The 16,345-nt window shown below is 38.4% G+C and carries 15 protein-coding genes; 4 read left to right on the forward strand and 11 right to left on the reverse strand.

Annotation, left to right across the window (positions count from 1 at the left end; translation table 11 throughout):
• Positions 1 to 6: 6 nt before the first annotated feature.
• The 11 genes from PCY70_RS03045 to PCY70_RS03095 all read right to left on the reverse strand — a co-directional run bounded on the left by PCY70_RS03045 (position 7) and on the right by PCY70_RS03095 (position 10,220).
• Positions 7 to 663, reverse strand: coding sequence for a hypothetical protein (locus PCY70_RS03045; protein WP_305768395.1), 657 nt, complete (start codon positions 661 to 663; stop codon positions 7 to 9).
• Positions 664 to 1,024: 361 nt separating this feature from the next.
• Entirely contained in the window at positions 1,025 to 2,119 is a 1,095-nt protein-coding gene (gene recA / locus PCY70_RS03050; RefSeq protein WP_305768396.1) for a recombinase RecA, read from the reverse strand.
• A 15-nt stretch (positions 2,120 to 2,134) separates the two neighbouring features.
• Positions 2,135 to 3,376, reverse strand: a complete 1,242-nt coding sequence (locus tag PCY70_RS03055; RefSeq protein ID WP_010167505.1) for a competence/damage-inducible protein A — start codon at positions 3,374 to 3,376, stop codon at positions 2,135 to 2,137.
• 41 nt (positions 3,377 to 3,417) lie between these two features.
• Positions 3,418 to 4,332 (reverse strand): RluA family pseudouridine synthase, encoded by a 915-nt coding sequence (locus tag PCY70_RS03060; RefSeq protein WP_305768397.1) that lies wholly within the window; start codon positions 4,330 to 4,332, stop codon positions 3,418 to 3,420.
• Between the two features lie 4 nt (positions 4,333 to 4,336).
• The gene (lspA, locus tag PCY70_RS03065) at positions 4,337 to 4,822 is read right to left on the reverse strand and encodes a signal peptidase II (protein WP_305768398.1); all 486 of its coding nucleotides are present in this window, start codon (positions 4,820 to 4,822) and stop codon (positions 4,337 to 4,339) included.
• A complete protein-coding gene (locus tag PCY70_RS03070; RefSeq protein ID WP_305768399.1) occupies positions 4,819 to 6,054 on the reverse strand; it encodes a DivIVA domain-containing protein in 1,236 nt (411 codons plus the stop codon). Before PCY70_RS03070 ends, lspA begins: the two co-directional genes overlap by 4 nt.
• Positions 6,055 to 6,070: 16 nt before the next feature.
• On the reverse strand, positions 6,071 to 6,820 hold the full coding sequence (locus tag PCY70_RS03075; RefSeq protein WP_305768400.1) for a YlmH/Sll1252 family protein: 750 nt from the start codon (positions 6,818 to 6,820) through the stop codon (positions 6,071 to 6,073).
• A 6-nt stretch (positions 6,821 to 6,826) separates the two neighbouring features.
• Complete coding sequence (gene sepF / locus PCY70_RS03080; RefSeq protein ID WP_010167496.1) at positions 6,827 to 7,237, reverse strand: cell division protein SepF; 411 nt, start codon at positions 7,235 to 7,237, stop codon at positions 6,827 to 6,829.
• A gap of 24 nt (positions 7,238 to 7,261) precedes the next feature.
• Positions 7,262 to 7,924, reverse strand: coding sequence for a YggS family pyridoxal phosphate-dependent enzyme (locus PCY70_RS03085; protein WP_305768401.1), 663 nt, complete (start codon positions 7,922 to 7,924; stop codon positions 7,262 to 7,264).
• A gap of 9 nt (positions 7,925 to 7,933) precedes the next feature.
• On the reverse strand, positions 7,934 to 9,484 hold the full coding sequence (locus tag PCY70_RS03090) for a biotin/lipoyl attachment domain-containing protein (protein WP_305768402.1): 1,551 nt from the start codon (positions 9,482 to 9,484) through the stop codon (positions 7,934 to 7,936).
• Between the two features lie 124 nt (positions 9,485 to 9,608).
• Positions 9,609 to 10,220, reverse strand: coding sequence for a hydrolase (locus PCY70_RS03095; RefSeq protein ID WP_305768403.1), 612 nt, complete (start codon positions 10,218 to 10,220; stop codon positions 9,609 to 9,611).
• 157 nt (positions 10,221 to 10,377) lie between these two features.
• On the opposite strand from PCY70_RS03095, the gene PCY70_RS03100 reads away from it, so the two are divergent.
• The 4 genes from PCY70_RS03100 to PCY70_RS03115 all read left to right on the forward strand — a co-directional run bounded on the left by PCY70_RS03100 (position 10,378) and on the right by PCY70_RS03115 (position 16,301).
• Positions 10,378 to 10,935 (forward strand): DUF2284 domain-containing protein, encoded by a 558-nt coding sequence (locus PCY70_RS03100; RefSeq protein WP_305768404.1) that lies wholly within the window; start codon positions 10,378 to 10,380, stop codon positions 10,933 to 10,935.
• A 98-nt stretch (positions 10,936 to 11,033) separates the two neighbouring features.
• Positions 11,034 to 14,090, forward strand: coding sequence for a beta-galactosidase, LacZ type (gene lacZ, locus PCY70_RS03105; protein WP_305768405.1), 3,057 nt, complete (start codon positions 11,034 to 11,036; stop codon positions 14,088 to 14,090).
• 610 nt (positions 14,091 to 14,700) lie between these two features.
• Positions 14,701 to 15,861, forward strand: a complete 1,161-nt coding sequence (locus tag PCY70_RS03110) for an NAD(P)-dependent malic enzyme (protein ID WP_330697040.1) — start codon at positions 14,701 to 14,703, stop codon at positions 15,859 to 15,861.
• An 86-nt stretch (positions 15,862 to 15,947) separates the two neighbouring features.
• Positions 15,948 to 16,301, forward strand: coding sequence for a malic enzyme-like NAD(P)-binding protein (locus PCY70_RS03115; protein WP_323132695.1), 354 nt, complete (start codon positions 15,948 to 15,950; stop codon positions 16,299 to 16,301).
• Positions 16,302 to 16,345: the final 44 nt, after the last annotated feature.

Raw genomic sequence — 16,345 nt, forward strand, 5'->3', positions numbered from 1 at the left:
GAATAATTATTGCGCAGGTACAGCAACAGGAGCTGGCTTGATGGTGATGTTGTCGATTATATAAACTGGAGACGCGACACCAGGCATAACTTTTTCGAGCTCTGGTTCGGCAACATAAAAACTCAAGGCTTTGATAGCAGTTTCGTCGATGCCTTTTTGGCCATATCCATCAGTTTTCCAAGATCCGTTAGCGACGCCAGGCTCACCGAAAGTTTCAGCCGTATACATAATTTCGCGAGTACTATTGGCAGGAACTAGGAAATATGCCATCCTACCATTGTTTGCGCTATCAGAAATATTCCATCTAATTTGAAGATCAGTAGCAGCAGGATTGGTGATAGTTGCAGCAACAACATGCCCTTCTGGTACGGACCAAAGGGTGCCGGCAGGAGCATTGATTCCAAGTTTTGTAAGAATGTTCCAGTCGGTTTGGCGAGTTGTCGCAGTAACCTTAAGAGCCTGAGTTCCATCTACAACGCCAGCGTTAGTGACAATTTCGAATTGAGCAGCAGGCCCACCAACAGACCATCCGTCAGCAGTTTCGAAAGACATAGTAGGAAGTGGAACGGTAACAGTTGGAGCGGCAGGTGCGGCAGCCATGACAGAGCCAAAGCTTCCGATAGAGATAATGCTTGCGATTGTGAATGCAAAGAATTTTTTCATAATATTATCCTCCTAATTTTGATATAATTATTCTGGAAATATAAAAATGATCTTAACGGTTTTTATCATATATGTATTTAGGCATAAAAAATACTAGAAATAAGCAAGGGTTAAAATCATATTTGTGAAAAATACCATTTTAATTATTTCCATGTTCTACTATTATAGTAATAAAAAGGTAATCTGTCAATCGGTATTTGTTACAAAACATTAACTATAAATATGCGATGACATTACATTATTTTCCAATAAAAAAATGGGCAACGGTTATAGTTGCCCATTTCATTATATCGAATTGGTTAATAAGTGTATATGGCACATCAAATTTAGTGATTTTGGTGATTTTTTCTGAGTAAATATTTTATATACTGGATGCGTTGTTCAAGTCGTCTAAGTCATCTGAATCATCAAATTCATCCAAATCATCAAAGTGTTCGGTAATTTCTAAGTTTTGCAAATTATCAAACCTCTTAAAGGCATAATAATCTCGAACGGCTGTATCAATTTCGTTTAAAATTGACTGGTTTTCTTGTAAGAACTTTTTAGCATTCTCTCGGCCTTGTCCGATTTTCGTGCCATTATATGAATACCAAGCTCCACCTTTAGTAACGATGTCAATATTAACGGCTGTGTCCAATATATCTCCAATAGAAGAAATTCCTTCGCCATAGATAATATCAAATTCTGCTTGTTTAAATGGAGGAGCAATTTTATTCTTAACAACTTTTACACGAGTTTTGCTGCCGATTATTTCTGTCGCATTCTTGATAGTTTCGGCTTTTCTGATATCAAGTCGTACAGAAGAATAGAACTTGAGCGCGCGTCCGCCCGGGGTTGTTTCGGGATTACCAAATATAACGCCCACTTTTTCTCGAAGCTGATTAATAAATATAACTGTACAATTGGATTTATTTACTAGCCCTGTAAGTTTTCTAAGTGCTTGCGACATAAGCCTAGCCTGAAGACCGACATGAGAATCACCCATATTTCCGTCGATCTCCGCACGCGGAACTAGCGCTGCCACAGAGTCTATTACAACAAGGTTTATGGCTTGAGAATGAACCATAGTTTCGGCAATTTCTAATGCTTGCTCACCGTTATCGGGTTGCGAAACATACAAGTCGGAAATGTTTACGCCCAGCCTTTGCGCATACTCAGGGTCTAGAGCATGCTCCGCATCTATGAATGCGGCTATGCCTCCGCTTTTTTGTACCTCTGCGATCATGTGGAGTGTTAAAGTGGTTTTTCCAGAAGATTCGGGGCCAAATACCTCTACAATTCTGCCAATAGGAATACCTCCAGCGCCAAGAGCAATATCGAGGCTAATTGCTCCGGTAGAAAATGTTTTGATTTTTGTATTTACAGAATCTCCAAGTTTCATAATGGAGCCTTTTCCAAATTTTTTCTCAATCTTTGATACAGCTTCTTCAACTGCTTTTAGTGCATCTGTATTCATATATACTCCTCAATATTAAAAATTTTGTAGCAGTCGAGCGAGATGCTGTAACGCATATGCCGTAGTGAGGCTTCTAATCTCTGTTCTCGTACCGTATAAGTTAACTTTAAAACAACTTATGTTATTGTTTAATGCAATGCCTATATAAATTAGACCAACGGGTTTAGCAATAGTGCCACCAGTGGGTCCTGCAATACCGGTTGTTGAAATAGCAACGTCTGCACCAGTTAGTTTTTGCGCACCTAAGGCCATTTCGCGAGCAACTTCTTCGCTTACCGCACCATATTTATTCAGCGTTTCTTCCGTAACACCTAGTGTCTTTATCTTTGCCGCGTTAGAATATGTTACAAAAGCCTCGTTAATAATATTAGACGCACCACTCACATTAATTAATCTAGAAGCAAGCATACCGCCCGTACAAGATTCTGCAGTAGTAATAGTAAAAGATTTTTCAGATAGAAGGTCATAGACCAGTTCTTCTGCTACCTTTTTAGTATCGCCAATAACAAAAGTTTTTAATCGTTCGACGATCTGATTTTTATAATAATTTATATTGGTTAAAATTTCATCTTCTGAATGGCCATATCCCTTGATGCGGATGCTAACAAACCCTTCGCCCAAATAGGGAGCAACCTCAACGCGACGGTCTGCAAAGACACCAAGGAGGTCATCGATTTCAACAGCAATGTAGCTTTCGCCAATACCAAGCAAACGAACTTCTTCGGTTAAGCACATCGTATCTAACATCTTAAGAACAAAATTTTTAATAAAGTAGTCAAACATAGGGCGAAGCTCTCGAGGAGGCCCAGGAAATAAAGCAACAGTAATGCCCTCATGATCAAACACACAACCAGGGGCAGTGCCGTTATGATTAGGAATAAGCGACGCAGTGGCAGGGAGCAGGGCTTGTTTATAATTACTATCTAGCATAGTTTTTTGAAGCTTTCTAAAAAATTCTTTGATCTCGTCATAAGCTTCTTCACATAGGATCAATTCTAGTCCAAAATACTCCGCAACAACCTCTTTGGTAAGATCATCTTTAGTAGGCCCCAATCCACCACATAAAATGATCATATCTGCACGCGCCTTTGCAACATCTAGAGCATTGCAAATATCCTCGGACCTATCGCGAATAGCAGTGTGATAGCAAACTTCTAATCCATATTTTTCAAATTCACTAGACATAAAGCTAGCATTGGTGTTGACAGTATAACCATATACAACTTCATTTCCAACGGCAATTAATTCAATTTTCATAAATATAAACTCCTTTGTTAATATAGTAGCATCTATAGAAGCTATAGCATCTGTAACCTCCCGATGGTGTGTAAAAATTCGGTTGGCAATACACTCTCAAAACGCATAAACTGTTGTGATGAAGGATGAATAAAACCCAACACCCGCGCATGGAGCATCTGAGTTTGCAGATTAAATAAATGCTTTGAGCGTCCATATAAAGGATCCCCCAGAAGTGGGTGACCTATACTAGTTAGATGTACTCGAATTTGGTGAGTGCGCCCTGTTTGAAGCGAAAGCTCGATATGAGTGGCATTGCCAAAGCGTTCAAGGACGCGACATTCGGTAACAGCGCGTCGGCCATTTTCTACAATAGCCATTTTCTTGCGATCCTTAGGATTTCTAGCAATAGGTCTATCAATAATGAAAAAATCTTCTTTTATATTTCCATATACTAGCGCATTATATTTTCGTTCAATATTATGATCCTTGAGAAGATCTGATAAAAATACGTGAGAATGATCGTTTTTGGCAACCATAAGAAGGCCGGTGGTGTCCTTATCTATTCGATGAACAATGCCAGGACGAATTTCGCCATTGATGCCAGACAAGCTATCTTTGGCATAAAAAAGCAGAGCATTAACGAGTGTATCATTGTAATGCCCTGCACTGGGATGAACAACCATATTTTTGGGTTTATTTACAATTAAAATATCTGAGTCTTCATATACAATATCGAGCTTAATCTCACTCGGAGTAATATCAACTTCGCGAGGAGGCGCAATAGTAAACTCAATGGTATCTCCAGTTTTAATTCGAGTTCGAGCTGGTGCGACTTTACCATTTATAAGAAGCAAACCGAGCTCTATTTGTTTTTGGATATATGAGCGTGTATACTGAGGCAGCTGCTCAGTTAAAAATTTGTCTACTCGTATATCGGCAATATTATTTATTGTTAAAAGTAGTTTATCGTTCAAAATGTCATCCTTTTTCTATTTTATTTTTGTGTGCAGCAAAAAAGTCTTCTAACATAAGACCTCCGGCAAGGAAAATGGTGCCCGTCACAACACATACATCGGCAATATTAAATACAGGAAAATCGATTAATATAAAGTAAAACATATCGACAACATATCCCAAGAAGACGCGGTCGATCAAATTGCCAATGGCACCGCTGATAATAAGTGTGAGAGAAATTTTATAAAACGTTCCCAATTTAGTCTGAGGAATTCGAGGCCAATAGAACAAAATTCCTCCCAAAACGATAATGGTAATGATAATAAAAAACCACTGCCTGTCTTGGAACATACCAAATGCCGCGCCACGATTTTCGACATACGCAAAATGAAAAACATCTTGAATGATCGGAATATCGGCCGCACCTTGTAGTCTATTGACAGCCCACCTCTTTACAAGCTGATCAGCAACAATTAATATAATAGAAATAAATAGTAATAAAAGTGTCATTGTATTCCTTTCTTGGTAGCATCAGTAACATTGGTAACATTTGGATTTTTAGTTGGAAGGGTAACAGTTTGGACCAATTCATCTATGGCATTGCTGAGAAGATCTTGTATGGTACCAGCGGTTTGAATAACTTCAGATGGATCAAAAAATAGAGATTCTTTTGGTGGAGCATTGGCTTGCGGAGTATTTGGTTGAGTAGGTTCGGGTTCATCAACAAGAACTGAATTATCTGTGGTGTTGTGACGAATGACCTTACTAATTTTAATTTTAGTAGACTGAGTTTTGGGATTTGTCACCGATGCGACAACATTAGGAGTCGCCATAGCTGACGCAACTTCAGGAGCCGTCGAAACTTCAGGAGCCGCCGCACCTTTAGGAGCCGTCGCACCTTTAGGAGCCGCCGCACCTTTAGGAGTCGTCGCACCTTTAGGAGCCGTCGTACCTTTAGGAGCCGTCGTACCTTTAGGAGCCGCCGCAACCTCAGGAGTCGCCGCAACCTCAGGAGTCGCCGCAACCTCAGGAGTCGCCGCAACTTCAGGAGATGTCACTTTGGGACGAATTATTTTAGGTGTAACGGATTGCTTTATCTCAGACCCCGCTGGTTCAAGTTCGGGAGATGGAGGCGTATGTTTTAAGCGACGATCTATTGTACTGGTTAAAAGTTCAACTGATTTACTAATGCTTTCAATAGGAGAAGGTTTTTCTAAATTTGTGAGATGTTCCCTAACCGTATTTGTAATGATAGCATAGATTTTGTTATAGGAATTAACAAGCTCCTGTAGCTCATTTTTACTTTTTTCGAGCAATGCCTTGGTGTTTAAATCGATATCGTGGGCGCTCCTGATCGCCTCGTTGCGAATAGACGCGGCATCGCTTCGAGCTTTTTCTCTCATTTGCTGAGCATCAATTCGTGCGCTATGTTTAAGTGTTTCTATGTCTTTTAGAATAGATTGCTTTTGGCTAATAGCGGATTCTTCGGCATTGCGTTTGGTATCAGAAGCTGTTTTTTCGGCAAGAACCAGAGCGTTTTGAATGGTTTGCTCCATGGATCTGTAATATTGAATTGCCTGGGATAAATTGGTATTTTGATCTTGAAGTGCCTGGTTATCAGCAAGTAGAGTCTCGATAGTATCGCATACGTCTTGAACGAACGAGTCAACATCTTCTATGCTATACCCACGCAAGGTAGTTTTTTTAAATTCTTTGTTTCTGATATTTTCAATGTATAACATGTAATATCCCCTTTTATTAAAATCTCTTAACTTTAATGTAAATTTTCTTTTTCTTGCTGAGGCCACCTATTTCGTCTAGAATTAATTTTCCGTAGCCTCTAAGTGTAAGAGTATCACCTGTTTTTACACTAAATGAACTATTATTTATAACCAGCCCATTTAACTTAGCTTTTTCGGATTTAATAAGTTTGCTAGATTCGTTGCGTGAAAGATTAAATATAGCACATAAAATAACATCGACTCGCAGTGAAGAAACCGAAGTAGTAATTTCGGTGAATTTGGGTACAGGTATTTCGAGTTCGTTATTGCTAATAATAGAGGTTTCGATTTTGGTAAATCGAGCAATTTTCGATAGGTTAAATCGTATATATTCTGCAACATCAATATGACAAAATACATAGGCACCAAAAGAGGTGACAACGATATCTCCTATTTTTGCTCGACTAATTCCAAGAGATAAAATACTGCCTAAAAAATCTCTGTGCGTTAATTCTTTACCAAACCCAGTTTTTACGTCTATTTTAAGTATAGCAATGGGATTAACGAGGGGCTCATCAAACGGTGTGATACATACAATCGAGCGGCTAGCTTCGGGGTATCCACCCAGCAAATAAAAATCGGTTGTATATTTAGATAAAACACCATTTGCCCAGTCGGTTTCATAAAAATCAGTAAAGAACTCCCTGTATTCTGATTCGTACTTACTAATAGTTTTGAGAAAAAGCTTTTCCTCAGCTGATTTTATGTTTTCCCAATTAATTTTCATTTAGTTTCAGTCTCTCTTTAGAGTAATGGATTCTGGTAGCATAACATAAATTTTGGATGCAAACATTTCGAGCGTACCGTTAACGGCATAGCTAACGCCAGACAAATAATCAATAGCACGTTGAATTTCTGGGTCAGACAATCTCTCCATATTTACAATTTGAGGCTTTTTGTCTCTAATATATTTTGCAACATCACCAGTCGCTTCGTATCCAGACATAGTTACTGTTACCAACTCTGTAAGACTAACCTCCTTTTTTTCTTTTACAGTTTGTGCTGCACGAATAGAAACAGGAGGTGTATATACGGTTTCTTTTATCACAGGTTTAACCTCCTCGAACATAATATTTTCATGAGTATCAGAAAAATCGATATCTTCGTCATAATTTTGTGCGAACATGTTTTTTAACCATTTCATTTGTTTTCCCCCCAGGTTATTATCTTAGCCCTTAAAAATATAAGTGCCTATGCGTACACAATTGGAGCCGCATAAAATTGCCTCTTTGTAGTCTCGGCTCATCCCCATCGATAAAACTGTCATTTCTATATTATCCAACTTTTGATCATTGATGTCAATAAATTTTTCGTGAAGAGAAGTAAATATAAGCTTTAAACAATCTTCGTTTGCAGAATGTGGGGCCATAGTCATAAGGCCTTTTACTCGTACAAAAGATAATGTCTCCGCAACATGAAGAGCGGAATCTAATTCCTCGACTCTAAACCCGTACTTGCTTTCTTCTAACGATACATTTACTTCAAGCAAAACATCCACAATAATATTTTTCTTCATAGCTTCTTTGTCTATTTCACGCAATAGTTTTATCGAATCGACAGAATGAATTAAGCAAACTCGACCTACAATATACTTAACTTTGTTGGTTTGCAAATGTCCTATAAAATGCCAATTTATGGGTGCTGAAATATTATCGATTTTTTCCAAAAGTTCCTGAACCTTATTTTCGCCAAAATCTCGTAGGCCCAAATTGTACGCTTCTTCTATTTGAGCAATAGAACAATTTTTTGATACTGCAATAAGTAAAACATCTTGGCCCGGCTTTTCGCAAAGTGCTATTTGATTTCGAATTTCTGCTAATCTTTTTTCCATAGTATACTCCTAATTGTTTTGTAAATTAAAGTCTCTAACTAAATCGTTTTCTTCTATTCCCTTAGGGTTCGAAATAATTTGATCTTCTGGTTTGAGCTCGGTTAAATCAGAATTTGATAAAATGGCGTATTCTTCGTTGGCAATGGCGATCTCAATTTGCTTGAAATTAGCATATCCCTGATTTATAACATAAACTCCCTTAATAGTCTCAACTTTATCTAGAGTAATACTACTATTTCCATCTACAATAATATCGTAGAGCTTGAAAGACTGGTCTTTTGCTAGCTCGGGCAAAAAGATGGTAGCAGTTTGGGCATCTCGTGATTGAATGGTAGCGGGTGCAAAAACAACTTTGTTACCCACGAGTTTATTAACGCCATATATTTTTTTGCCATATTTATCGACAGATGTTGCAATATAAGAAGTCGGTATGCGTATTACACTTTTCTCGACAACCGAATCTAGGGGAATTTTGAGACCTGCAACTTCGGTCTTGCCAATAGTAAACTTAATTTTTCTGTCACCCAATAACTCGACCAAAGAATCATCTAGTTCGAAGATAAGCCTGGTCATATCGTCTTCTGTAATTTTCTCGATGAGTCTTCCTTTTACAGTATCTTGATCTTGGATATTTAATTTGTATTCAGCACCGACAAAGTAGTCTGAAGAAGTGGCTTTATTTATAAATGTTACGATGTGGAATGTATAGTCGGGAATAATTTTTAGTAGAGGATACCCTTTTGAAACATCGGGAATAATTTTGGCTTCGTTTTTGGTTGGAATATTGTAAACCAGATCATTGAACTCCATATATTTTATCCGTTTTTCGATATTTTCATACCCATCAATTTGGTAAGAAACTACACCGACGGTAGGCGAAAGAATTTGTACAGCATTTTCGCCCATATCAGCAATGGTCTGAATGGCTTGGCTTTGATAATCTGCTTCGGTAGCATTATGTGCAGATTCGTAGGTGGTATTTTTATTTTGGAGCATTCGGTCGAGAGTGCTTCTAAGAAGGTAGACATCTTCTTTAAGTAGGCTATCGTGGGTTTGGTTATATAGATCGATTGCGCTGCTAAAGTCTGTGGCAGTAAGTTGCTTTGAGAGGGCAGCGGTTGGTGGACGATACGAAATGTTAGAATCGACCGGTTGTAATTGTGTATTAAAATTTGTAATCATATATTCGTTTGATACGGCGCCGATTAAGGCATCCTTTTTAATCTTTTGTCCTTCTTCTATAAACGGTACAAAATCTCCGGTCACAGGGCTGGCATAAACAATTTCTTCACGTATAATTAGTCCATCCAGCAAATTGTTATTTCGAATTGCGCCGACAGAAACAGCTTGATAGGAAACGGCACTAACATCTCGAACTCCTCGCGCCGCAAATGCGACTAATAGGGTGGACGAAACAAATAGAGCCAGAGGAATAGCTTTGGCAATATGAGTGCGGCGCTTTTTCTTGGCTTTAACTTTGTATGTAATCGCTGTAATAGTTTCTTTTGGTTTAGTTCGATAATCATCTAGACTATACGTATTATCAATATGATGTGCCATAGTTATCCCCCTGATGTATAAATTTTGTACTATGAGTGTAACATTTTTTTGCCAAATAGTCCATAGAAAATTAAAAAATGACACAAAAATACCTTCCAAAATTTAGGAAGGAATATCGAAAAATTTATTTTTCATCTATGCTAGTGGCCTTTAGATCCGCAACATGAAGAAGAAGAGCAAGTTCGAATTTTCTAAACGCTTCAGAAATGGTAAAGCTACCACCCAAAACCGCCTTATCAAAAGCACCCATATGCGAGAGAATTGCAACACTTTCATCGCGTGTTAGAGATATAAATGAGCGAATAATATACTGAGATTTGGCGCTATGCTCTATAGGCAATTGATCATTTATGTTATAGCATAATTGCTTTTCCCACTTTCCGGTAGAATCGTTTTTGACATTGCGAGTATAAGTCTCATAAAAATCGACTTTGCATACGTCGTGAAACAAAGCTGTTATTGCAACATTTTCGATAGAATAGGGAGATGATTCCAGTGTACCATATTCGGCTGTTATTTCTTTAAGCAAGCGATGGTAGACGTTGAGGCTGTGTAAGGCAAGTCCACCGGCGCAAGATAAGTGGTATCGAGTAGATGCTGGTGCAGAAAAAAAGTCGGAGTTGATAAGCCATTCTTTAAGTTTGTCTATTCCGGGGCGAGTGATGTGGGTATCGATGAGTTCCAATATTGTTTCTTTATTGTTTTGTATTTCATTAGTAGTTAATTCGTAGTTCATGGTGCTCCTTTGCAAAATTTAATATTTGTATGTATGAATTATAACAAAATTTGCAAAAATGTAAAGGATTAAAAAAAATATAATATTGACGCAACGCAACGGATGCGACTATAATTTAGGTAGCAAACGGCATAAACGCGAAAGGATTGATTAATGAATGGAAATGCAAAAACGTACGCTTACAATAGAGATGGCAATAGCATCGGGGTTTGATCACGCAGGATATGCGGAAATTGAAAAAATGGAATTTTTAACCGAAATTCGCGAAATGTGTGAAGTAAACAGATGCGGCAAGTATAATACTAGTTGGTCGTGCCCACCGGCTTGTGGAAGCTTAGAGGAGATAACAGAACGAGTAAAATCGTATGATTACGCTATGATTTTGCAAGCAACAGAAGCGATGGAAGATGATTACGATTGGGAAGGGATTCAAAGGGCTCAACAAAGATGTGACCAAAGTCTCAAAAAGCTTGCAAGGGAGCTAAGAGAGAGCGGCAAAACAGTTTTGGCAATGGGAGCCGGTGGATGTAGTAAATGCAAAGATGTGAAATGCACTTACCCAGACTTGCCTTGCAGATTTCCAGAAGAGCTAAACTATAGCATGGAGGCGTGTGGACTTTTTGTAAGCAAAGAATGCGAAAAAGCTGGCATGAAATATTATTATGGTCCCAAAACTATGACTATAAACGCAACGATTTTTGTAAAGGAAGATTGACTATTCTCAGTGGATAGTCTTTTTTTTTGTAAACCAGCCTAAATTCTATAGGATTGGGCATAATAGAAGAATAAATAATTAATATGGAGGATGATAAAATGTCGCAAGTCTATAATAGAAACTGGATTAAAAACCCAGAGATTTTTAGTGTAAATAGGTTAAAAGCACACACCTTTTTTGAAACCTATATGCCAAAATATGGAAATATAGAAAATTCGGTAACAGAAATGAGTTTGAATGGAATGTGGTACTTTAGATATCATGAAAATTTGGATATTGGAATTCCACAAGCAAGCATTGATATAAGTTGCAAAGGGTGGGGACAAATTAAAGTTCCGGCGCACATTCAGATGCAAGGCTTTGATAAGCCGCACTATGTTAATAGAATGTACCCTTGGGATGGAGTAGAAGAAATAGTACACCCAAATGTGCCGACATATTTCAACCCGGTTGGTGTGTATGTAAAATATTTCAAGCTACCAAAAGAGTGGAGCCTTGATGAGAGAATTGTAATAAGCTTTTTGGGAGTGGAATCCGGGTTTGCGTTATGGATGAACGGCACCTTTGTAGGATACAGTGAAGATACTTTTACGACTAGTGAATTTGATATAACACCGTATTTAGTTGCAGGTGAAAATAAATTGTATATGGAAGTCTATAAGTTTACCACAGGTAGCTGGATGGAAGACCAAGATTTTTGGAGATTTAGTGGCATATTTAGAGATGTATACCTATATAGAACTCCGAAATCATATATAGAAGATTTTAAGATTGATGCGAGGCCAGCAGATGATGGAAGCTCTGGCAAATTGACAATAGAAGCAGAAGTAGTTGCAGCAGAGCCGGTCAAGCTTTTTGTGGGTATGTATGAAAAGGAAGAATTAATGAACACATATGAGCTAGAAAAAGTTGCAGATGGCAAATACCGAATTGCGGTAGATATAGAAAACGTAAAATTGTGGAGTAGCGAATATCCGAATTTATACGAGTTGATGTTTGCGCTAAAAAATATAAAAGATGAAGTGTTGCAAGTGATTCCATATAAAACAGGATTTAAGAAAATTGAGATAATCGATAAGATCATCTATATTAATGGCAAACGCATAGTTTTTAACGGGGTGAACAGACATGAATTTAGCCACGTAAACGGTCGCGCGTTAACCTACGACGAAATGCTGTGGGATATAATTGAGATGAAGCGCCACAATATTAATGCAGTAAGAACATCGCACTACCCAAACAATCCAGCATTCTACGATCTATGTGATGAATATGGTATATATGTAATGGACGAAGTAAACCTAGAAACTCATGGTACGTGGAAATACAAAATCGACAACTTTCAGGAATACGCACTTCCAGGAAACAACCCGCTTTGGACTGCAGCAGTGGTCGATCGAACTGCATCTATGTATGAGCGAGATAAAAATCATCCGAGTGTTATAATCTGGTCGCTAGGCAATGAATCTTATGGAGGTCAAAATTTTAGAGAGATGAAGAAATATTTGACTGAAAGAGATGATAGACCAGTTCACTACGAAGGAACAGAGCACTGCAAAGAGTTCGCAGATGTAACAGATATAGAGAGCCAGATGTATACCACAAATGTCGACGAATACTTCACGAAAGATTTCAAGAAGCCGTTAATATTGTGTGAATACGCTCACGCTATGGGGAACTCTTGTGGTGCGCTACACAAATATATTGGCTATACGAGGAAATATCCTAGTTATCAAGGTGGATTCATCTGGGACTTTATAGATCAAAGCATTTTGTCAACAGACAGATACGGCAACGAATATCTTGCCTATGGCGGCGACTTTGGAGATAGACCAAACGACGAGAACTTCTGCGTAAATGGATTAATTTTTGGAGACCGTACTCTCAGCCCCAAGATGCAACACGTAAAAAACTGTTACCAATATATCGAAATTATTCCTAGCAGAACTGAAGTAACATTTAAAAATCACTATCTGTTTACAAATCTCAACAATTTTAGGTTTGTATGCACCGTGGCAATAGACGGAGAAATAATCGAAACGAAAAAAATGGACATCAATGTTGCTCCTGGAGAAGAGGCGACCTACGATTTGCCGATCACAAGTGTGACAGTAAGTGGCGAAGTGGTGGTAACCGTAGCTGCAGTATTAAGAAGAGATACGCTGTGGGAAAAGGCTGGATATGAAGTAGCGTTTGGCCAATATATCTATAAAATACAAGGAATAGCCGTAAATCATGATATTAAAATTTTGCATGATGGAGAAGATTCCATTAAGATGGTTGTGGAAGATGAGCATGGATTGAGGATAGAAAACTCTGAGATAAACATTGGTGTGTATGGTCAGGGATTTTCATATATGTTTGCAAGAAAGAAAGCCGAGCTGACCTCTATGAAGATTGGCAATCGCGAAGTTTTAACGCATACTCCAAGGCCAAACTTCTGGCGAGCATCAACTGATAACGATCGTGGCAATGGTATGGATTTTAAATGTGCAGTATGGCAAGTAGCAGGAAAAAATTCACGTGTACGAAAAGTTAATTTTATTGATAACGGCAATCATGTTAAAATCACTTATACCTACGAGCTAGCAGCAGTGAGGACCAATTGTGAAGTAGCGTATTCGGTCTTTGAGGATGGTGCAATCAAAGTAAATTTCCATTATAAGGGAAAAAAAGGTTTGCCAATGCTCCCAGAAGTAGGAATAATGATGGGGCTGATTCCAGAGCTGAAAAATGTGAAGTGGTATGGATATGGAGAAGAAGATACCTATGCAGATACATTTCAAGGGGCAAAAGTGGGAGTATACAAAACCACGGTGTCTGCAAATCTCAAGCCATACGTCGTTCCTCAAGCAACAGGAAACAAGTGTGGTGTACGATGGCTAACCCTAACAGATAACCAAGGCACGGGTATCAAAGTATCGGGCGAAGATCTACTAGAGGTGGTTGCCCTGCCATATACTCCGACCCAACTGGAGGATGCGCAGCATCACTTTAAATTGCCAGCCGTCTATGACACGTTCCTAAGGATTAATCATAGGCAAATGGGAGTGGGCGGAGATAATAGCTGGGGCGCATTGGTCCATGAAGAATACACGATTCCAAGCGATGAAGATATTAAATATTCATTCAAGATCGAAATAATTAATCAGTAATTTAAAGGTGCGGGTTCTCTCGCATCTACATAAATAGCCGCCGCCGATGTAGCTGCCGATGTAGCTGCCGATGTAGCTGCCGCCGATGTAGCTGCTGCCAGATGAGTTGCATAGGAAGTTGCTGTATTTATTTAGCCGGATTGCCCATCGTATCTGTGAAGCTGTCACCGATATCTATTGAGTATAGCATATTTAAGGGCAAAAAAAAACACCAAGTGGTGAGCTTGGTGGTAAAATTCTGTATATTTATGAGCTGAATATTATTCATATTGAGATAAGATTTATAGGTGCCAGAATTGATATTAAAAGTTACGAAAGATATTAGTGTTAATGGAAAAAATATTACGTTCACAATTTTCATATTTCCTCACAAGGTTTAAGCACTTGTCTTTGGTTGATAAAAGTATTATATATTAAAAAGTAAAATTAGTCAACACCAATTTAAAAATTGTAATTAAAATGAAATTATTATGAGATAAAGATAAAGTCGAAAATAGTAATATAAAAAGGAGTTGAGAAAAAAATAAATTTTGTGAGTGACTTTTTTGTAATGACAATGTAAAATGAGAGATGCTATAAAAAATAGTAAATTTTGAGATGGAGGATAGTTATGAAAGAAAAAGCATTAGAGTTGCATGAAAAAAATAAGGGAAAAATAAGTATGGTAAGTAAGTTGGATACAAAAACGCGAGAAGACCTGAGTTTGGCATATAGTCCGGGAGTGGCATTTCCTTGTCTTGAAATCAAGAATAATAAAGCGGATGTGTATAAGTATACTTCAAAAGGAAATATGATAGCAGTGGTAAGCGATGGAACTGCAGTGTTGGGGCTTGGTGATATAGGTCCATGGGCGGGGCTACCTGTAATGGAGGGAAAAGCAATTTTGTTCAAAAATTTTGGTGGGGTCGACGCAGTGCCGATATGTTTAGATACCAAAGACCCCGACGAGATTATCAAGATTTGTAAGGCGATTGCACCAACATTTGGCGGAATCAATTTGGAGGATATAAGCGCACCAAGATGTTTTTATATAGAGGAAACATTAAAGAGAGAGCTCGACATCCCCGTATTTCATGATGATCAGCATGGCACAGCGATAGTGGTCCTGGCGGCGCTGAAAAATGCTTGTAGATTGTTGAATCGAGATTTTGCCAATTTAAAAGTAGTGGTAAATGGACCGGGGGCAGCGGGGACTAGTATAATAAAATTGTTGTATCGTTGCGGAGTAAAAAATATTATTGCGTGCGATAGAAACGGAATTTTGTATAAAGGAAAAGAAGGGGTAATAGATCAAAAAGAAGAGCTATGCAAAATCACAAATTTCGAAAATATAAAAGGTGAGCTCAAAGATGCGATGATAGGGAGAGACGTATTTATCGGAGTATCGGCAGCGAATTGTGTAACAGCGGAAATGATTAAGTCGATGAATTCAGAACCTATTGTATTTGCAATGGCGAATCCAGATCCGGAAATTTCATATGACGAAGCGAAGGCCGCAGGTGCCAAAATCGCGGGAACTGGAAGATCAGATTATCCGAATCAAATTAATAACGTGTTGGTATTTCCAGGATTATTTAAAGGAGTGTTAGCAGCAAAATGCAAGATTAGCGAAGAAGTGAAGATAGTTGCAGCAGATGCAATTGCGAGCTTAGTTGCAGATGATGAACTGGCAGATGATTATATAATACCGAGTGCATTTGACCCGCGAGTGGCAGAAACGGTGGCCAAGTTTATTATAGAAGCGAGTGAAAAAGATGAGAGAAAAGAATAGATAGTGTAAATGGAATAGAGAAGAACGCGCTGATAGGGAGAGACGTATTTATCGGAGTATCGGCAGCGGATTGTGTAACAGCAGAAATGATTAAGTCGATGAATTCAGAACCTATTGTATTTGCAATGGCGAATCCAGACCCGGAAATTTCATATGACGAAGCGAAGGCCGCAGGTGCCAAAATCGCGGGAACTGGAAGATCAGAGAATCAAATTAATAACGTGTTGGTATTTCCAGGATTATGTAAAGGAGTGTTAGCAGCAAAATGCAAGATTAGCGAAGAAGTGAAGATAGTTGCAGCAGATGCAATTGCGAGCTTAGTTGCAGATGATGAACTGGCAGATGATTATATAATACCGAGTGCATTTGACCCGCGAGTGGCAGAAACGGTGGCCAAGTTTATTATAGAAGCGAGTGAAAAAGATGAGAGAAAAGAATAATTTATGGGAGTATCGATGGCGAATCCAGAAATATTAAAAGAAGG

The organism is Candidatus Epulonipiscium viviparus (assembly GCF_030708075.1).
In the GTDB taxonomy this organism is placed as follows: domain Bacteria; phylum Bacillota; class Clostridia; order Lachnospirales; family Cellulosilyticaceae; genus Epulonipiscioides; species Epulonipiscioides viviparus.